Annotated in this window: 16 protein-coding genes and 1 tRNA gene; 11 read left to right on the top strand and 6 right to left on the bottom strand. The window is 71.0% G+C overall.

Going from position 1 to position 16,274, the window contains the following annotated elements:
- The first annotated feature begins 33 nt into the window (after nt 1-33).
- Nucleotides 34-813, top strand: a complete 780-nt coding sequence (locus tag DFQ13_RS35100; protein ID WP_233438490.1) for a tyrosine-type recombinase/integrase — start codon at nt 34-36, stop codon at nt 811-813.
- 90 nt (nt 814-903) lie between these two features.
- On the opposite strand, the gene DFQ13_RS19245 is transcribed toward DFQ13_RS35100, so the two are convergent.
- A tRNA-Ser gene (locus tag DFQ13_RS19245) sits at nt 904-988 on the bottom strand.
- 27 nt (nt 989-1,015) lie between these two features.
- A complete protein-coding gene (locus DFQ13_RS19240) occupies nt 1,016-1,486 on the bottom strand; it encodes a MarR family winged helix-turn-helix transcriptional regulator (RefSeq protein ID WP_035282014.1) in 471 nt (156 codons plus the stop codon).
- Nucleotides 1,487-1,597: 111 nt separating this feature from the next.
- Between DFQ13_RS19240 and DFQ13_RS19235 the strand changes: the two genes are divergently transcribed.
- Together DFQ13_RS19235 and ypfJ are read left to right on the top strand one after the other, a co-directional pair.
- Nucleotides 1,598-3,319 carry a bifunctional metallophosphatase/5'-nucleotidase gene (locus tag DFQ13_RS19235; protein ID WP_110080773.1) on the top strand — a complete coding sequence of 574 codons (1,722 nt, stop codon included), beginning with the start codon at nt 1,598-1,600 and terminating at the stop codon, nt 3,317-3,319.
- 646 nt (nt 3,320-3,965) lie between these two features.
- The gene (gene ypfJ, locus DFQ13_RS19230; RefSeq protein ID WP_035282009.1) at nt 3,966-4,889 is read left to right on the top strand and encodes a KPN_02809 family neutral zinc metallopeptidase; all 924 of its coding nucleotides are present in this window, start codon (nt 3,966-3,968) and stop codon (nt 4,887-4,889) included.
- Between the two features lie 74 nt (nt 4,890-4,963).
- Here ypfJ and DFQ13_RS19225 read toward each other — a convergent pair whose 3' ends face one another.
- Together DFQ13_RS19225 and DFQ13_RS19220 are read right to left on the bottom strand one after the other, a co-directional pair.
- Complete coding sequence (locus tag DFQ13_RS19225) at nt 4,964-6,511, bottom strand: M28 family metallopeptidase (RefSeq protein ID WP_110080772.1); 1,548 nt, start codon at nt 6,509-6,511, stop codon at nt 4,964-4,966.
- A 216-nt stretch (nt 6,512-6,727) separates the two neighbouring features.
- The gene (locus DFQ13_RS19220) at nt 6,728-8,269 is read right to left on the bottom strand and encodes a M28 family metallopeptidase (RefSeq protein WP_110080771.1); all 1,542 of its coding nucleotides are present in this window, start codon (nt 8,267-8,269) and stop codon (nt 6,728-6,730) included.
- Between the two features lie 142 nt (nt 8,270-8,411).
- Here DFQ13_RS19220 and DFQ13_RS19215 point away from each other — a divergent pair, with 142 nt between their 5' ends.
- A complete protein-coding gene (locus tag DFQ13_RS19215) occupies nt 8,412-9,374 on the top strand; it encodes an NAD(P)H-quinone oxidoreductase (protein ID WP_035282855.1) in 963 nt (320 codons plus the stop codon).
- A gap of 29 nt (nt 9,375-9,403) precedes the next feature.
- On the opposite strand, the gene DFQ13_RS19210 is transcribed toward DFQ13_RS19215, so the two are convergent.
- Entirely contained in the window at nt 9,404-10,606 is a 1,203-nt protein-coding gene (locus DFQ13_RS19210) for a cysteine desulfurase-like protein (RefSeq protein WP_035282854.1), read from the bottom strand.
- Nucleotides 10,607-10,674: 68 nt separating this feature from the next.
- On the opposite strand from DFQ13_RS19210, the gene DFQ13_RS19205 reads away from it, so the two are divergent.
- From DFQ13_RS19205 to DFQ13_RS19175, 7 genes are all read left to right on the top strand, one after another.
- Nucleotides 10,675-11,235 carry a bacterial proteasome activator family protein gene (locus DFQ13_RS19205; protein ID WP_035282872.1) on the top strand — a complete coding sequence of 187 codons (561 nt, stop codon included), beginning with the start codon at nt 10,675-10,677 and terminating at the stop codon, nt 11,233-11,235.
- Between the two features lie 406 nt (nt 11,236-11,641).
- A complete protein-coding gene (wzm, locus tag DFQ13_RS19200; RefSeq protein WP_084175575.1) occupies nt 11,642-12,559 on the top strand; it encodes a galactan export ABC transporter permease subunit Wzm/RfbD in 918 nt (305 codons plus the stop codon).
- 15 nt (nt 12,560-12,574) lie between these two features.
- Nucleotides 12,575-13,366 (top strand): galactan export ABC transporter ATP-binding subunit Wzt/RfbE, encoded by a 792-nt coding sequence (gene wzt, locus DFQ13_RS19195; protein ID WP_035282852.1) that lies wholly within the window; start codon nt 12,575-12,577, stop codon nt 13,364-13,366.
- Entirely contained in the window at nt 13,363-14,271 is a 909-nt protein-coding gene (gene glfT1, locus DFQ13_RS19190) for a galactofuranosyltransferase GlfT1 (RefSeq protein WP_035282851.1), read from the top strand. Before wzt ends, glfT1 begins: the two co-directional genes overlap by 4 nt.
- A 178-nt stretch (nt 14,272-14,449) precedes the next feature.
- Entirely contained in the window at nt 14,450-14,833 is a 384-nt protein-coding gene (locus tag DFQ13_RS19185; protein ID WP_110080770.1) for a hypothetical protein, read from the top strand.
- Nucleotides 14,834-14,849: 16 nt separating this feature from the next.
- Complete coding sequence (locus DFQ13_RS19180) at nt 14,850-15,422, top strand: DUF3558 family protein (protein WP_181400045.1); 573 nt, start codon at nt 14,850-14,852, stop codon at nt 15,420-15,422.
- Nucleotides 15,423-15,504: 82 nt separating this feature from the next.
- Nucleotides 15,505-15,771, top strand: coding sequence for a hypothetical protein (locus DFQ13_RS19175; RefSeq protein ID WP_035282847.1), 267 nt, complete (start codon nt 15,505-15,507; stop codon nt 15,769-15,771).
- A 31-nt stretch (nt 15,772-15,802) separates the two neighbouring features.
- Here DFQ13_RS19175 and DFQ13_RS19170 read toward each other — a convergent pair whose 3' ends face one another.
- Entirely contained in the window at nt 15,803-16,219 is a 417-nt protein-coding gene (locus DFQ13_RS19170; protein ID WP_110080768.1) for a GtrA family protein, read from the bottom strand.
- Between the last annotated feature and the right edge of the window lie 55 nt (nt 16,220-16,274).

Genomic DNA, 16,274 nt, shown 5'->3' with positions numbered 1-16,274 from the left:
GAACAGTTTCCGTCGAAGCGGACTGTGCAGCAGGTGCACGCCGTTCTGCGGAACGCCCTCCAACAGGCGATGCGGGAGGAACTGATCGCACGGAACGTGGCGAAGCTGATCAAGGTCTCCGTACCGAAGTACGACGTCAACCGGGGTCTGACATTCGAGCAGGCGAAAGCGCTGCTCAAGGCCGCCGAGGGTGACCGCCTGGAGGCGCTGTACGTGCTGGCCGTCTTCATGGGGCTGCGTCGGGGCGAACTGCTCGGGCTGCGGTGGTCGGATATCGACTGGGACGGCTGGGAGCACCCGTGCGCGGAGCACCGGGATGAGTTCTGCGAGGACTGCGCGGAGCGCTACTCCCCCACGCTCAGAGTGCGGAACACGCTCCAGCGCGTGGGCTCCGAGCTGGTGTTCCTCGCACCCAAGACGGAGTCCTCCAAGCGGGTCAGCCCACTCATCGCGGTGTGCCGGGAGGCGCTGGTGGAGCACTGGGACCGGCAGGATGACGAGCGGGAGGCCGCCGAGCACTGGCAGGACCTCGACCTGGTCTTCGCCACCCCCACGGGCGGGCCGCTGGACCCGTCCAACCTGCGGTCGCAGTGGCACCCGATGCGGCAGCGGGCGGGCCTCGGTGACGTGCGGTTCCACGACCTGCGGCACTCGTGCGTGACGCTGCTGCTCAAGCTCGGGGTGCCGCCGCACATCGTCCGGGACATCGTCGGGCACTCCGACATCCACGTCACCATGACCATCTACGCCTCGGTCACGCTGGACGACAAGCGGGAGGCGCTGCGCAGGCTGTCCGACGAGATGGGGCGCTGACCTGCGGTTATGAGTGCGTTGCTACACCCGTTGCTACACAAAGGGGGTGTCAACCATCCACATGGAACAGTCGACACCCCCTCTGACCTGCGGAGGCGGAGGGATTTGAACCCCCGGACGGTTGCCCGTCTTCCGCTTTCAAGGCGGATGCATTCGGCCGCTCTGCCACGCCTCCCGGCCCGCTCAGGGTAGACCCGGCGGGTCAGGTGGTGTCGAGGTGGGCGATCACGCGCTCGAAGACCGCGGCGATGACCTCCTGCTCCTCGGGGGTCATCAGGTCGACGAGGTGGGCGCGGACGCCTTCGACGTGGGTGGGGGCGGCGGCGGTGAGGGCTTCCTGGCCTCGGGGGGTGATTTCGGCGACCACGCCGCGGGCGTCCTCGGCGCAGTCGACGCGGCGGACGAGGGCCGCCTTCTCCAGGCGGGAGATCTGGTGGGACAGCCTGCTCTTGGAGGAGGCGACCTGGCCGGCGAGTTGGCTCATGCGCATCTGCCCGTTCTCGCATTCGGACAGTCGGACCAGCACCTCGTAGTCCGGGAGGGCCAGTCCGTGCTTGTCCTGCAGCTCGCGGTTGAGCTGCTGGCGCAGCAGTTCGCTGCCGATGACGTACGCCCGCCAGGCCCGCATCTCGTCCGGGAGGAGCCACCGGGGTTCGGTCCGCACTGTTGTCACGCGTCCAGGTTACGGCGTTCACCTGCCGGGTCTGGTCTTCGCCATGTTGACCGGGCAGACTCCAGCACCTTGCGCTCGATCGGGTGATGCGGGCGCCCGGACGGAGGACTGATGACGGTTTCCACTCGACTGGCGACCCGCTTGGCGGCGTTCGCGGCGGCCACCCTCGCCGCCGGGGTGCTCGGGGCGACGGCCGCCGAGGCGACACCCGCGCCTGCCAGGACGGCAGACCTGCGGTTGATCTCCTTCAACGACCTGCACGGCAACCTGACGCCACCCGCCGGGTCGTCCGGGCGGGTCACCCTGCCGGACGGCACGGCGGTGGACGCGGGTGGGGCCGCGTACCTGGCCACGCACGCCAAGCGGTTGCGCGGTGAGGTGAAGAACTCGCTGCTGCTCACGACCGGGGACAACATCGGGGCCTCGCCGCTGAACTCGGCGCTGTTCCACGACGAGCCGACCGTGGCGTTCCTGAACCTGATCGGGGTGCAGGCCAACGTGGTCGGCAACCACGAGTTCGACGAGGGCTACCGGGAGCTGCTGCGGATGCAGTTCGGCGGGTGCCACCCGACCGACGGCTGCCAGTTCCGCCCGACCTTCACCGGGTCGAAGTTCCCGTACCTGGGGGCGAACGTCACCTTCGACAACGGTTTCCCGGCGCTGCTGCCCTTCACCGTGAAGTCCGTCGAGGGCGTGCCGGTGGCGATCATCGGGGTGACGCTGGAGGACCTGCCGTCGCTGGTCGTGCCGAGCGGGGTCGAGGGCCTCAGGTTCGGTGACGAGGTCCAGGCGCTCAACTCGACCTCGAAGCTGCTGGACAAGGTGGGGGTCAAGACGCAGGTGGTGCTGATGCACCAGGGCGACAACACCGAGGCCGGTTCGGGCCCGGACGACTGCCGCACGCTGCCCGGCCCGGCGCGGGCCATCGCCACCGCCGCGTCGCCCTCGCTCGACGTGTTCTTCACCGGGCACAGCCACCAGCAGTACAACTGCGTGGTGACCGACCCGGCGGGCAAGCCGCGCACGCTGATCCAGGGCGCCTCGTTCGGGCGGCTGCTCTCGGTGGTCGACCTCAAGATCGACAAGAGGACCAAGGACGTGGTGCGGACGGCGACCGTCGCGCACAACGAGATCGTGACCCGCACCGTCGCCCCGGACCCGGCGGCGCAGGCGCTGGTCGAGGAGGCCACCACCAAGTCGGCCCCGATCGCCAACCGGCAGATCGGCACCATCACCGCCGACCTGGTCCGGGCCGCCGCGCCGTCCGGGGAGATCCCGCTCGGCGACGTGATCGCGGACGCGCAGCTCGTGGCGACCAGCGGCAACAACGCCGTGATCGCCATGACCAACCCCGGTGGCATCCGCACCGACCTGACCTACGCCTCCTCACCCGCGGGTGAGGGCGACGGCGTGGTGACCTACGGCGAGGCGTTCGCGGTGCAGCCGTTCGCCAACATCATGCAGACCATCACGCTCTCCGGCGCGCAGCTCAAGGCCGTGCTGGAGCAGCAGTGGCAGCCGAGGCCCGACGGCACGGTGGTCACCCGCTTCCTGCAGGTGTCGGACTCGCTGCACTACACGTGGTCGCAGTCGGGGACCCAGGGCAACCGGGTCTCGGCCATCACCGTGGCGGGGGTGCCGGTCGACCCGGCCGCCCCGTACCGGGTGTCGGTGAACAACTTCCTCGCCGCGGGCGGGGACGGGTTCACCGAACTGGTCAACGGCACCGACCTCGTCGGTGGTCCGATCGACCTGGACGCGCTGGCGGCCTACCTGAGCGCCAACCCGGGGATCGCGCCGCCCGCGCCGACCCGGGTCACGGTCGTCCCGTGACCGTGCGCGACCGGAAACCGCGCATGTGACGCCGAGCAGCGCACCGAGCGGCCCGCACCCCACAGTGGGGTGCGGGCCGCCCCATTTCCCCTGCCGCACAGGAGAAGCGTGATCCTCCGTTGAGGACGGTCACCGGTTCGTGGACTTGCCCGCGGCGTGGTCCGGGGCGCAGCATTGAGTGCAGACGGCAGGCCCGGTTCCGGGACACAGCAGTCCGATGTGTCCGGCACACCGCGCCCTCCGGGAAGGGGTAGGTGATGCGGTGATCGTGCGAAGTACCCGCAGTGGTGGTCCGCGGACTGCGCCCCCGCGGCCGTGCCGATCGCATCGGGACGGACGTGGTCGAGGGCAGTGATCCCCCGTCGGACATCGACGGTGCCCGGGTGCGCGGGACGCACCCGATCCGCACCACGACGCTGTTGAGCTCCGCCTCGGCGACCTCTCCCGGCTCGGCCGCGGGGGCTCCACCGCCGGCCCGGCGCGGCGTCGGACCACTACGGAGGACGGGGAGACGCCCGGTGCCGTGCCACCGACCCGGCACCGGGCGTTCCCCCACCCGTACTGCTCCACCCGCAGCACTCCATCTGCGCTCGGGCAGCGCGCTGCCTTATCGTGGGCGCGACGACTCGACGACACGGGGTGGCCAGTGGAGTTCAACGACGACGTAGCCCTCGACACGTCGCAGGTGCAGGACACGCGCGGTTCCGGCGGCGGCGGCATCGGCGGCCGGGTCGCACTGGGCGGCGGTGGGGTCGGCATCATCGGCGCGATCCTCTACTTCGTGCTCTCGCAGCTCGGCGGCCTGCCCGCGGGTTCCGGCGGTTCACCGCTGGGCCTCGACGACGTGCAGTCCGGGCAGTCGGTGAGCAGCGCGGACCTGTCCCAGGAGTGCCGGACCGGCGCCGACGCGAACGCCAAGGAGGACTGCGCGCTGGTCGCGGTCATCAACTCCATCCAGGGCTACTGGACCGACCAGTTCGCCAGGTCCGGGTCGCGGTACCAGCTCGCGACCACCAACTTCTTCACCGGCGGCGTGCGCACCGGCTGCGGCAGCGCCACCTCCGACGTGGGCCCGTTCTACTGCCCCGCCGACTCCGAGGTGTACATCGACCTGGCGTTCTTCAAGGAGCTGGAGACCCGGTTCGGCGCCCAGGGCGGCACGTTCGCCGAGGCCTACGTGCTGGCCCACGAGTACGGCCACCACGTGCAGAACCTGCTGGGCACCTCGGCGAAGGTCCGCGAGGGCACCGGTCCCACCTCCGACGGGGTGCGGCTGGAGCTGCAGGCCGACTGCTACGCGGGCGTGTGGGCCAACCACGCCACCACGGTGCCCACCTCCAGCGGCCAGCCGCTGATCAAGTCCATCACCCAGGACGACATCAACCGCGCCCTGGACGTGGCCGCGCGCATCGGCGACGACTACATCCAGAAGAACCTCGGTGGCGGCCGGGTCGACGAGAGCCAGTTCTCGCACGGCTCCTCAGCCCAGCGGGAGAAGTGGTTCAGCACCGGCTACCAGACCGGCAACCCGACCAGTTGCGACACCTTCGCCGCCCGCAACCTGGGCTGACCGGCCCGGAACCGGACAAAGCAGGAGCCCCCGCGACCAGTGGTCGCGGGGGCTCCTGTGCGTCGCGGTGCGGACTAGCTGACGACCTCGTGGTCGTCGTGGGTCGGGGCCGCGGCACGGGCCGACTTGGACTGAGCCGACTTGGTCTGGGCCGCCTTGACCGCCTTGGCGCGGGCCGCGCGCGGCGGGACGCCGTTGACGTCCTCGGTGCTGATCGCGTAGGACGCGGTCACCCAGGAGATCGCGTCGGAGTTGCGGTCCAGGGCGGTGCGGTCCACGTTGCCGAGGTTGTCGCACCGCTGGTGGTAGCAGCCGTCGTAGGCCACGCCCGCCCGGCCGCCCCAGAGGTCGGCCTGCTCCTGGGTCTTGACGCCCTCGGCGCCGGTGAACAGGCCACCGGCCGGGATGCCGTTGGCGATGAACTCGCCGTAGTCGGAGCGGCCGGTGAAGTCGCTGCCCCGGGTGGGGGTGCCGGTGGCGTTGAGGAAGCCGTGGAAGGCCGCCTCGATCTGCGCCGAGCCGTACGGGCCCGCACCCGCGCCGATGGCGTCGGAGTCGTCGCCGTCGTAGACGAAGTAGCCCGCGTTCGGCGAGGCGATCATGTCGAAGTTCAGGTACAGCGCGATGTCGAGCTGCTGCTCGAACGTCAACGACCGCACGTACTTCGTCGACCCGACCAGGCCCACCTCCTCCGCGCTCCACCAGGCGAAGCGGATCGCGTTGTTGACCTTCGGGGAGCCGCCGAGCTGGATGGCGGTCTCCAGCAGGCCCGCGCTGCCCGAGCCGTTGTCGTTGATGCCGGGGCCCTCGGGGACGCTGTCGAGGTGCGCGCCCGCCATGACGACGTTGTTCTTCTTGCCGGTCTTGGTCTGGGCGATGACGTTGAAGCTCTGCCGCTCCTCGCGCAGCGAGCGCAGCTCCACCGTCACCACCCCGCCGGAGGCGGCCAGCGCCTCGCCCGCGGCCCTGGTGATGCCGCCGGTGGGGATCTTGACCAGCGCCGGGTCGCTGCCCAGGGTGCCGTTGAGCGGGCCGTCGGCGTTGTTGTAGATGATCGCCGCGACGGCGCCCGCGTCGGCCGCGGCCGACTGCTTGTCGACGAAGGTGCAGCCGCCCCGGGGGATCAGCGCGACCTTGCCCGCGGTGCCCGCCGGGTAGTCGGCGGCCTCGCAGCCCGGGGTGGCGTCGCCCGCGAGCGGGACCACCGACAGCGGGGCGGTGATCCCGCCGACCGGGGTGGACGTGCTCAGGGTCATGATCGAGACGGGGACCGGGCCGGACGGCGTGGTCAGCGCCTCGGCGAGGGTTTCGCTGAAGGTGAAGCTGAACGGCTGGCGGCTCACGTCGTAGCCCGCCGTGATCAGCTTGGACTCGACGTACTGGGCCGATTGGGCGTGCCCCTCGGTGCCCGCTGCGCGGTTGCCGCCGTTGCGGTCGGCGAGGCGTTGCAGTGCGATCAGGTGCCGGTTGACCCCCTCTCCGGTGACCTTCTTGACCAGGTTCCTGGCCAGCGCGGGGCCGTCGGGCACTTCGGCGGCGGTGGCCGGTAAGGCGGTGAACGACATCGTGCCCGCGGCCGCGAGGATGGCGGCCCCTGCACGCAGGGTCTTGCTCGTGGACATGCAGATCCCCTTGCTCCGGGATGGAAATCCAACCGAGACCGGTCGACGCCCCGCCGCGATCGGTGTTCGGTGAGTGTCACCCTCACCTGATCGGGCGTCGCCGGTCAAGAGCGGAGCGTTACCAGAGCCGACGAGCTGTACCCGGATATCCGAACAGAACTGGGAAATCCCCCGCGACCTGGTGATCGCGGGGGATTTCCATGAGGAACCGACGGGTCAGGCGGTGACCCCGTGCACGACCTTCGGCGCGGTGAACGCCCTGCGCTCGGCCTTCTCGATGGCCGCGGTGCGCTGGGCGGCCTTGGCCTGCTTGGCCTTGGCCGTCTTCGGCGGGACGCCGTTGATCTCCTCGGTGCTGATCGCGTACGAAGCGGTCACCCAGGCGATGGCGTCGGCGTTGCGGTCCAGGGCGGTGCGGTCCAGGTTGCCCAGGTTGTCGCACTTGGCGTGGTAGCACCTGTCGTAGGCGACACCGGCCTGGCCACCCCACTTCGCCGCCTGCGCCGGGGTCTTGACGCCCTCGGCGCCGGTGAACAGGCCACCGGCCGGGATGCCGTTGGCGATGAACTCGCCGTAGTCCGAACGGCCGCTGAAGTCCGTGCCCTCGGTCTGGACGCCCTGCGAGCCCAGGAAGCCCGCGAAGGCGGCCTCGATCTGCGCGGAGCCGTACGGGCCCTCGCCCGCGCCGGTGGCGTCGGAGTCGTCACCGTCGTAGACGAAGTAACCGGCGTTCGGCGAGGCGATCATGTCGAAGTTCAGGTACAGCGCGATGTCGAGCTGCTGCTCGAAGGTCAGCGACTGGACGTACTTCGTCGACCCGACCAGGCCCAGCTCCTCGGCGCCCCACCAGGCGAAGCGCACGGCGTTGTTCACCTTCGGCGAGCCGCCCAACTGCAGGGCGGTCTCCAGCAGCGCCGCGCTGCCCGAGCCGTTGTCGTTGATGCCGGGGCCCTCGGGAACGCTGTCGAGGTGCGCACCGGCCATGACCACGTTGTTCTTGCGGCCGGTCTTGGTCTCGGCGACGACGTTGCGGGCGGGCCGCTCGTCGACGTGGAAGCGCAGGTCGACCGTGGCGGTCGCGCCGGGGGTGGCGAACAGGGCGTCACCGTCGGCCTTGCTGACGCCGCCGGTCGGGACCAGGCCGGGGTCGCCCAGGGTGACCCCGGAGAGCGGGCCGTCGACGTTGTTGGCGACCAGCACGGCGACCGCGCCCGCGGCCGCGGCGTTGGCCTGCTTGACGCCGAAGGTGCAGCCGCCGCGGCGGATCAGCGCGATCGAGCCCGCCACGGGCAGCCCGGCGAAGTCCGAGGCCTCGCAACCCGGGGTGGCGTCCTGCGGGACGGCCACCAGCGGGGCGGTGATGCCGCCGACCGGGGTCTGCGGCGAGAGCTCCATCGGGAGCGCGGCGACGGTCTTGGCACCCACCTTCGCGGTGGCCGCGTCGGTGACCTGCACCGGGTAGGTGAACGTCGGCGTGGTCACGTCGTACCCGGCGGCGGTGAGCTTCGCCGCGACGTAGTCGACGCTCTGCTCGTACCCCGGCGTGCCGACGGCGCGGTTGCCGCCGTTGCGGTCGGCGAGGCGCTGCAACGCCACCAGGTGGCGGTTGATCCCGTCGACCGTGACCTTCTTGGTGACGTTCCTGGCGAGCGCCGGACCGTCGGGCAGGACCGCGGACGCGGGCACCGCGGCGAACGCGACCCCGGCGCACGCGGCGAGCAGCACCGCCCCTGCGCGGGCGGGCTTGTTCAACGACATCTGCTGGATTCCCTTCGTGGGGGCTGTTCACGCCGGTCCCCGGGCCCGACGAGCGGAACTCTCGCCCGCGCGGCGCCCCCGGTCAAGGGTTCGCGGTGGACTGTGATGCGCGGGTGTCGAAGTCCCGACTAACGTCGGGTCCATGCACGCGATCACACTGCGCGAACCCGGCGGCCCCGAGGTGCTGGAGTGGACCGAGGTCCCGGACCCGGTCCCCGGCCCCGGCGAGGTGCTGCTGGACGTCGCCGCCACCGCGGTCAACCGGGCGGACCTGTTGCAGCGCAAGGGCTTCTACCCACCACCGCCGGGCAGCAGCGACGTCATCGGGCTGGAGTGCTCGGGCACGGTGGCCGGGCTCGGCGAGGGCGTGACCGGCTGGCGGGTCGGTGACCGGGTGTGCGCGCTGCTCTCCGGCGGCGGCTACGCGGAGAAGGTCGTCGTCCCGGCGGGCCAGGTGGCCCCGGTGCCGTCCGGTGTGGACCTGGTGACCGCGGCCGGGCTGCCGGAGGTGGCCGCCACGGTGTGGTCGAACGTGGTCATGGGCGCGGGGCTGACCGCGGGGGAAACCCTGCTGGTGCACGGGGGTGCGGGCGGCATCGGCACGCACGCGGTGCAGGTGGGCAAGGCGCTCGGCGCGGTCGTCGCCGTCACCGCCGGTTCCGCCGAACGGCTCAACCGGTGCCGCGAGTTGGGCGCCGACATCCTGCTGAACTACAAGGAGGTCGAGTTCGAGAAGGAGGTCAAGGCCGATGTCATCCTCGACAACATGGGCGCGAAGTACCTGGGGCGCAACGTCGCGGCGCTCAACCGCCGGGGGCGGCTGGTGGTCATCGGCATGCAGGGCGGGTCGACCGGGGAGCTGAACCTGGGCGCGCTGCTGTCGAAGAACGCCGTGGTCACCGCCACCAGCCTGCGCTACCGGCCGGTGCCGGAGAAGTCGGAGATCGTCGCGGACGTGGTGGCGCGGCTGTGGCCGCTGGTGGAGTCCGGCGCGGTCAAGCCGATCACGCACGAGGTGCTGCCGATCCAACGCGCGGGGGACGCGCACCGGATGCTGGACGAGGGCGGGGTGTTCGGCAAGCTGGTGCTGGCGGTCGGTTCCTGAGACCGGGGGCGCCCAGGTGGGTGGGCAGCCTAGTCCTGGAGGGTGGCGATCGCGGCGACGAGCTGGTCGACCTCGACGGCGTTGGTGTAGTGGGCGAGGCCCACGCGCACCGCGCCGCCCACCTCGCTGACGCCCAGGGTGGCGAACACCCCGCTGGGCACGTCGTCGGCGAAGGCGCAGATGCCCAGCTCGGCCAGGCGCAGCACCGCGTCGGTGGCCTTGCGGTCGGTGACGGTGAACGCCAGGGCGGGGATGCGGCGCATGGCGTCACCCAGGACCATGACGTGGCGCTGGCCGCGCAGTTCGCCGATCAGCCGGGACAGCAGGCCCGCCTGGTAGGACTTGGCGGAGCTGAGCGAGGTGTGCAGCCGCACCCGCCGCGACCCGACCGCCGCGTCGTCGAGCATCGCCAGGTAGTCGACCGAGGCGACCAGGCCCGCCAGCAGCGGGTACGCGTGCTGGCCCAGTTCCAACCGCTCCGGGCCGTGGGCGCGCGGGTCGAGGTTGGTGGCGGGCAGCCGGTCGAGCACCGCCGGGTCGGCGAAGGCCAGGGCGGCCACCGCGGGCCCACCCCACGCGCTCGCCGACACGGCCACCACGTCGGCGCCGATGTCGTGCACGTCGATCGGCACGAACGGCGCCGAGGACGACGCGTCGACCACCACGAACGCCCCGTGCTCGCGCCCGGCGGCGGCGATCTTGTGCAGGTCGGGCCGGGTTCCGACGGCACCGGAGGCGGCGGTCACGGCGAGCGCCTTGGTGCGCGGGGTCACCAGGTTCCCGTACTGCCAGGCGGGCAGCTCGCAGGTCTCGATGTCGATCTCGGCCCAGCGCACGGTGGCCCCGGCCCGCTGCGCCACCCGCAGCCAGGGGGCGGTGTTGGCCTGGTGGTCGAGCCGGGACAGCACGATCTCGTCGCCGAGCAGCCACCCGTCGCCGAGCGCCTGGGCCAGGCGGTCGAGCAGCACGGCGGTGTTCGGCCCGAGCACCACCCCGGCCGGGTCGCAGCCGACCAGGTCGGCCACCGCGCGCCGCGCCGCGTCCACGATCGCCTCGGCCCGCTGGGAGGCCGGGAACACCCCGCCCGGCCCGGACACCGGCGCGCGCAGGGCGGTGGACACCGCGGTCGCCACCTGCTCGGGCACCTGCATCCCCGCGGGCGCGTCCAGGTGCACCCAGCCGTCACCCAGCGCGGGGAACAACCCGCGAATCCGAGCGACGTCGAAGGCCATGGCCACACCGTACGAGAGCCGGGGAGGACTACCCTCGGGCGGGCCAGCTTCCTTCAAGGGTGGAGCAGATGAGCCAACCAACGCCAGGCCCCGACCACGACGAGCAGGGCCACCACGTGATGGTGGTCGGACCGGACGGCTCGCCACTGGGCACCGCCCGCATCCCCGACTCCGGCGGCGACGGCCCCGCGGGCGAGAACGTCGGCGACATGGTCGAGCAGCCCGCCAAGGTCATGCGCATCGGCACCATGATCAAGCAGCTCCTGGAGGAGGTCCGCGCCGCGCCGCTCGACGAGGCCAGCCGGGTGCGCCTGCGGGAGATCCACATGCGCTCGATCGCCGAACTGGAGGAGGGCCTCGCCCCCGAGCTGCGCGCCGAGCTGGCCCGGCTGTCCCTCCCGTTCACCGAGGAGAACACCCCCTCCGACGCCGAGCTGCGCATCGCCCAGGCCCAGCTCGTGGGCTGGCTGGAGGGCCTGTTCCACGGCATCCAGACGGCCCTGTTCGCCCAGCAGATGGCCGCCCGCACCCAGCTCGAGCAGATGCGGCGCGGACTGCCCCCGGGAGTCGGCGGCGCACCGGAGAAGGACGCGGGCCCGCACATCCGCGGCACCGGCCAGTACCTCTGAGTCCTGTCGACCGGGCGGGCACCCACCGGGTGCCCGCCCTGGACCTGCCGTCACAGCAGGCGGGCCACAGCGGATTCCACCGGCGCGGCGACAACCAGCCCCGGGCACCACGGCGGAGGTCCCGGCTGCCCAGGCGCCAGCAGGTCCGCTGCCCCGACGCCATCGATCACCGGCCCAGCCGATGCGCAAGCGCTTTCGAGGGCTTCCTCCGGCGCAGGCGACACCGCCGACCCGGGCCAGGTCCGTGCCGGGCACGCCCCTGGACCCGCCCCGCGACGACCCGCTCCTGACCACCGCCGGGGAGAGAACGCGGTGAATCAGTCACGGCGGACATGCCGCCACGCTCCCGGCGACCGGTCCCCGCCCCTGGTGAGGCCGCAAAAGGTCGCCGGTACGCTCAATAGTCGTGCAAGCAATCAGCGCGGTTGAACCAGTCCCCACCACACCCGTGGTCCACGCCGGGCGCAACTGGTCGCGGGCCTTCCAGGACATCCGCGAGGGCATCGCCGCCCGCGAGCTGTGGGGCCACCTCGGCTGGCAGGACATCAAGCAGCGCTACCGCCGCTCGGTGATCGGCCCGCTGTGGATCACGCTGAGCATGGCGGTCACCGCCGCGGGCCTGGGGCTGCTGTACTCGCAGCTCTTCAAGGCGCCGGTGCCGACGTTCCTGCCGTACGTCACCGTCGGTTTCATCGTCTGGAACTTCATCCTCGGCTGCCTGACCGAGGGGGCCGACTCGTTCATCTCCAACGAGGGCCTGATCAAGCACCTCCCCGCGCCGCTGACGGTGTACGCGCTGCGCACCGTGTGGCGGCTGACGCTGATGCTGATGCACAACATGCTGGTCTACCTGGCCGTGCTGGTCATCTTCTTCGGGTCGCTCACCACCGACGGCTACCTGCTCAGCGAGCACGGTGTGCCGCAGCCCGGCATCGGCTGGAACATCGTGCTGGCCATCCCGGCGTTCTTCCTGATCGCGCTGAACGGCGGGTGGGTGGCCCTGCTGTTCGGCATCATCAGCACCCGTTACCGCGACATCCCCCAGGTCATCGGCGCGCTGACCCAGCTCGTCTTCTTCATGACGCCGATCATGTGGTCGACCGACCTGCTGACCCAGCGCTTCGGCGAGGGCCACTCGTGGGCGATCCTGATCGCGGAGCTCAACCCCGCGTACCACTTCATCCAGATCATGCGCGCCCCGCTCCTGGGCCTGCAGCAGAGCTGGCACCACTGGGCCGTCGTCGGCGGCGTGACCATCATCGGCTGGGCGCTGGCCCTGGTCGCCATGCGCAACTACCGTGCCCGTATCTCCTACTGGGTCTGAGTGAGGCTCTCAAACATGGTTGGTATCGAGGTCCGCAACGCCTCAGTCGACTTCCCGATCTTCGACGCCAAGACGCGGTCGATGAAGAAGGCGGTCCTCGGCAAGGTCGGCGGCAAGATCGGCACCGAGTCCAAGGTCCCGGTCATCGAGGCCCTGCACGACATCACCCTCTCGCTCAAGGAGGGCGACCGGGTCGCCCTCGTCGGGCACAACGGCGCGGGCAAGTCGACCCTGCTGCGGTTGCTGTCGGGCATCTACGAGCCGACGAAGGGCACCACCACGATCCGCGGCAAGATCGCGCCGGTGTTCGACCTCGCGGTCGGCATGGACCCGGAGATCTCCGGGATCGAGAACATCATGATCCGCGGCCTCTTCCTGGGCATGTCCCGCAAGGAGATGGAGAAGCGGGTCGAGGACATCTCCCAGTTCACCGAACTGGGCGACTACCTGCACCTGCCGCTGCGCACCTACTCCACCGGCATGCGGGTGCGCCTGGCGCTGGGCGTGGTCACCTCCATCGACCCGGAGATCCTGCTGCTCGACGAGGGCATCGGCGCCGTCGACGCGGCGTTCATGGCCAAGGCCCGCGACCGCCTGGTCGACCTGGTCCGCCGCTCCGGGATGCTGGTGTTCGCCTCGCACTCCGACGACCTGCTGTTCGAGCTGTGCAACACCGCGGTCTGGATGGACGAGGGCCGGGTCAAGATGCACGGCTCGCTGCGCGAGGTCCTCACCGCCTACAAGGGCCGCGACCCGTTCGAGCACATGAGCGCGGAGACGATCGAAAGGCTCGGCGAGAAGCTGTGAGCAACCCCGTGGCACGGCTCCCCGAGGGTTCGGTGGTGGCGGTGGTGGTCACCAGGCACCGCCGGGCGCTGCTCGCGGACTCGCTCAAGATGATCGCGGCCCAGACCCGCCCGCCAGACCACCTGGTCGTGGTCGACAACGGCCCGGACGACCCCGCCCAGGACATCGTCGAGTCGTGCCCGGTGCCGACCACCTACCTCGCCTCGCACCGCAACCTCGGCGGCGCGGGCGGCTTCGCCCTCGGCATGCTGCACGCCCTGTCCATGGGCGCCGACTGGCTCTGGCTCGCCGACGACGACGGCCGCCCCGCCGACGAGGCGGTCCTGGCCACCCTCCTCGACGTGGCGCAGGAGCGCGGCCTGGCCGAGGTCTCCCCCGTCGTCACCAACATCGAGGCCCCCTCGAAGCTCGCCTTCCCGCTGCGCCGCGGCCTGACCTGGAAGCGCAACACCGACGACCTGGGCACCGACTTCCTCCCCGGCATCGCCTCCCTGTTCAACGGCGCCCTCTTCCGCGCCTCCACCCTCGACGTCGTCGGCGTCCCCGACTACCGCCTCTTCTTCCGCGGCGACGAGGTGGAGGTCCACCGGCGGCTCCAGCGCTCCGGCCTGCCCTTCGGCACCTGCCTGTCGGTCGCCTACCTGCACCCGGACGGCTCGGACGAGTTCAAGCCCATGCTCGGCGGGCGGCTGCACGCGCAGGACCCGGAGAACGAGGTCAAGCGCTACTACACCTACCGCAACCGCGGGTACCTGCTGTCGCAGCCCGGGATGCGGAAGATCGGGCTGCTGGAGGTGTTCCGCTTCGGGCTCTACTTCCTGGGGACGAAGCGGGACCCGAAGGCGTTCGCGCAGTGGTTGAAGCTGGTGTCCAAGGGGCGCAAGGAGAAGTTCTTCCGCTTCTAGCGGGGAGCAGCGGTGGCCGGGGCCGCCAGGCCGCCACGGGGAACCGCGGGCGACCTGGCGGCCCCGTCCTCGCTGGTCGCCCCCACCGCTGCCGGTACATTTTCGCGCAACCCGGGCCACGCCGCTCCGATGGGCCGTACCGTGGCGGTGAGTCCACACCACTGCCACGGGGGTTCGGATGTACATCGACGAAGGCGCGGGCGCTCCCCTGGACGCCATCGGCAAGTCCATGGACGCTTTCACCCAGTCCGCCGCCGCGGGCCAGTTCGCCGTCAACCAGTCCGGCGGCGACGCGCTCCTCGCCGCCATCGCCAAGATGACCGACTGGATCGACACGCGGATCGGTCAACTGCGCCTCCTGGACCAGGAGCCCCAACTCGGCAGCAGCAACGCCGCCACGGCCATGAAGCCGTACATGCAGCAGGTGGCTTCGGACGAGCAGGGCTTCCTGACCCAACTCACGGCTTTCCGGGAAAGCCTGCTGAAGGCCGACGAGGGCATCAGGACGGCCATGGCCAACTATCGTGAAACCGACGAGAACAACGCGAGCCAGCTCGCTTGAGGGAAGGTGTCCGCCTGTGAAGCGCGCGCTCGTACTGGTCGCACTGACCGCGGCGACCCTGGGCGGAACGGTGGCCTGCTCCGACACGACGACCGGCCGGGCCGTGCCGGACGAGGCACAGACGACCTCGACCCCGTCGGAGGAGACGACGGAGACCCCCACCGAGCCCACGTCGGCGCCCGGCGATGACGACACCTTGGCGTCCTTGGACCCCTGCGAGCTGTTCACCTCGTCGGCCAGGAGCACACTGGGCGTGATGGGTGCACCCCAGCCGGACGAGACCCCCTCGGCCAAGACCTGCCAGTGGAGCCTCGGCACGGGCACCGCGGCCGAGCGCTTCACGTACGGGGTGGGCATCTTCCCGGAGCTGGGAGTGGACAAGGTCAACTCGACGGGTCAGAAGAAGGAGATCACCGTCGGTTCCCGCCGGGCGATCGAGTCGCTCGGCGGGGGTGGTGCTGTGTGCGCGATCTCCATCGAGGTGACGGCGACCTCACGGGTCGACGTGCAGGCGACCGGTCGGGACGGTGCTTCGCTGTGCCCGAAGGTCTTGGAGGCCGCGAAGCTCATCGAGCCGGAGCTGCCGTAGGCGGGTGGCCTTCCGCTGTGAGCGGATTCGCCTGCGGTGAACCTCGGTTGCCGGGCAACGGGAACAGTGCTGTCCTGGCAGCATGAGCGAATCGCGGCAGGTGTTGGTCCTGCACTTGGCGACCGGCGGGGAACCCCTCGTCTTCGCCGTGTCCACGCGGGCGGGCAAGAGCCTGCTCCCCCGGCTGTCCGTGCTGATGGGTTCCGGTGGGGTGGAGACCACCGAACTGGAGGACGGGACCTCGGTGGCCATCAACTTCGCGCACGTGGCCAGTGCGCACTTCGACGAGTTCCCGGCGCACGCCCGGGTCTACGGGACGCCGAGGAAGGGGACCGGTTTCGGGGGCTGACCGGCGGAGCCCGCCCGGCTGGGTGGTCGCGTCAGCGGCGGAAGACGACCGTGCGCAGGAGCACGAAGTTGATCCCGGTCCCCACCGCCTGGGCGATCACCCAGGACAGGGCGACCTCCCAGCGGAAGGTCGGCAGCAGGGCGAGCATGAGCGCGTTGGTGCCGACGTTGACGAAGAACGTCACCGTGTACAGCACGGCGAAGCCGCCCGCCTGGGCCGCGCCGCGGTCGGCGGCGTCGGCGAAGGTGAAGCGGCGGTTGAGGAAGTAGGCGGTGGTCGTCCCGGCGATGAAGCTGAGGGCCTTGGCCAGGTGCAGCCAGGTGCCCGCGTGCAGCAGCAGCCAGTAGAGGCCCGAGTCGACCAGGGCGCAGAAGCCGCCGACCAGGACGAACCGGGTCAACTGGTGGAGCAGACCCGCGGGCTTGCTGTCGGTTCGCACGTCGGTCACGGGGTTCCCCTGGTCTGTCCGGTGGCGGCGCCAGTGTAGAACTCCGGCGCGGCTA

The sequence above is a fragment of the Actinokineospora spheciospongiae genome, from assembly GCF_003182415.1.
GTDB classification, from domain to species: Bacteria; Actinomycetota; Actinomycetes; order Mycobacteriales; family Pseudonocardiaceae; genus Actinokineospora; species Actinokineospora spheciospongiae.
The sequence above is the reverse complement of the archived record's forward strand: the minus strand, read 5'-3'. Positions and strand labels throughout refer to the sequence as shown.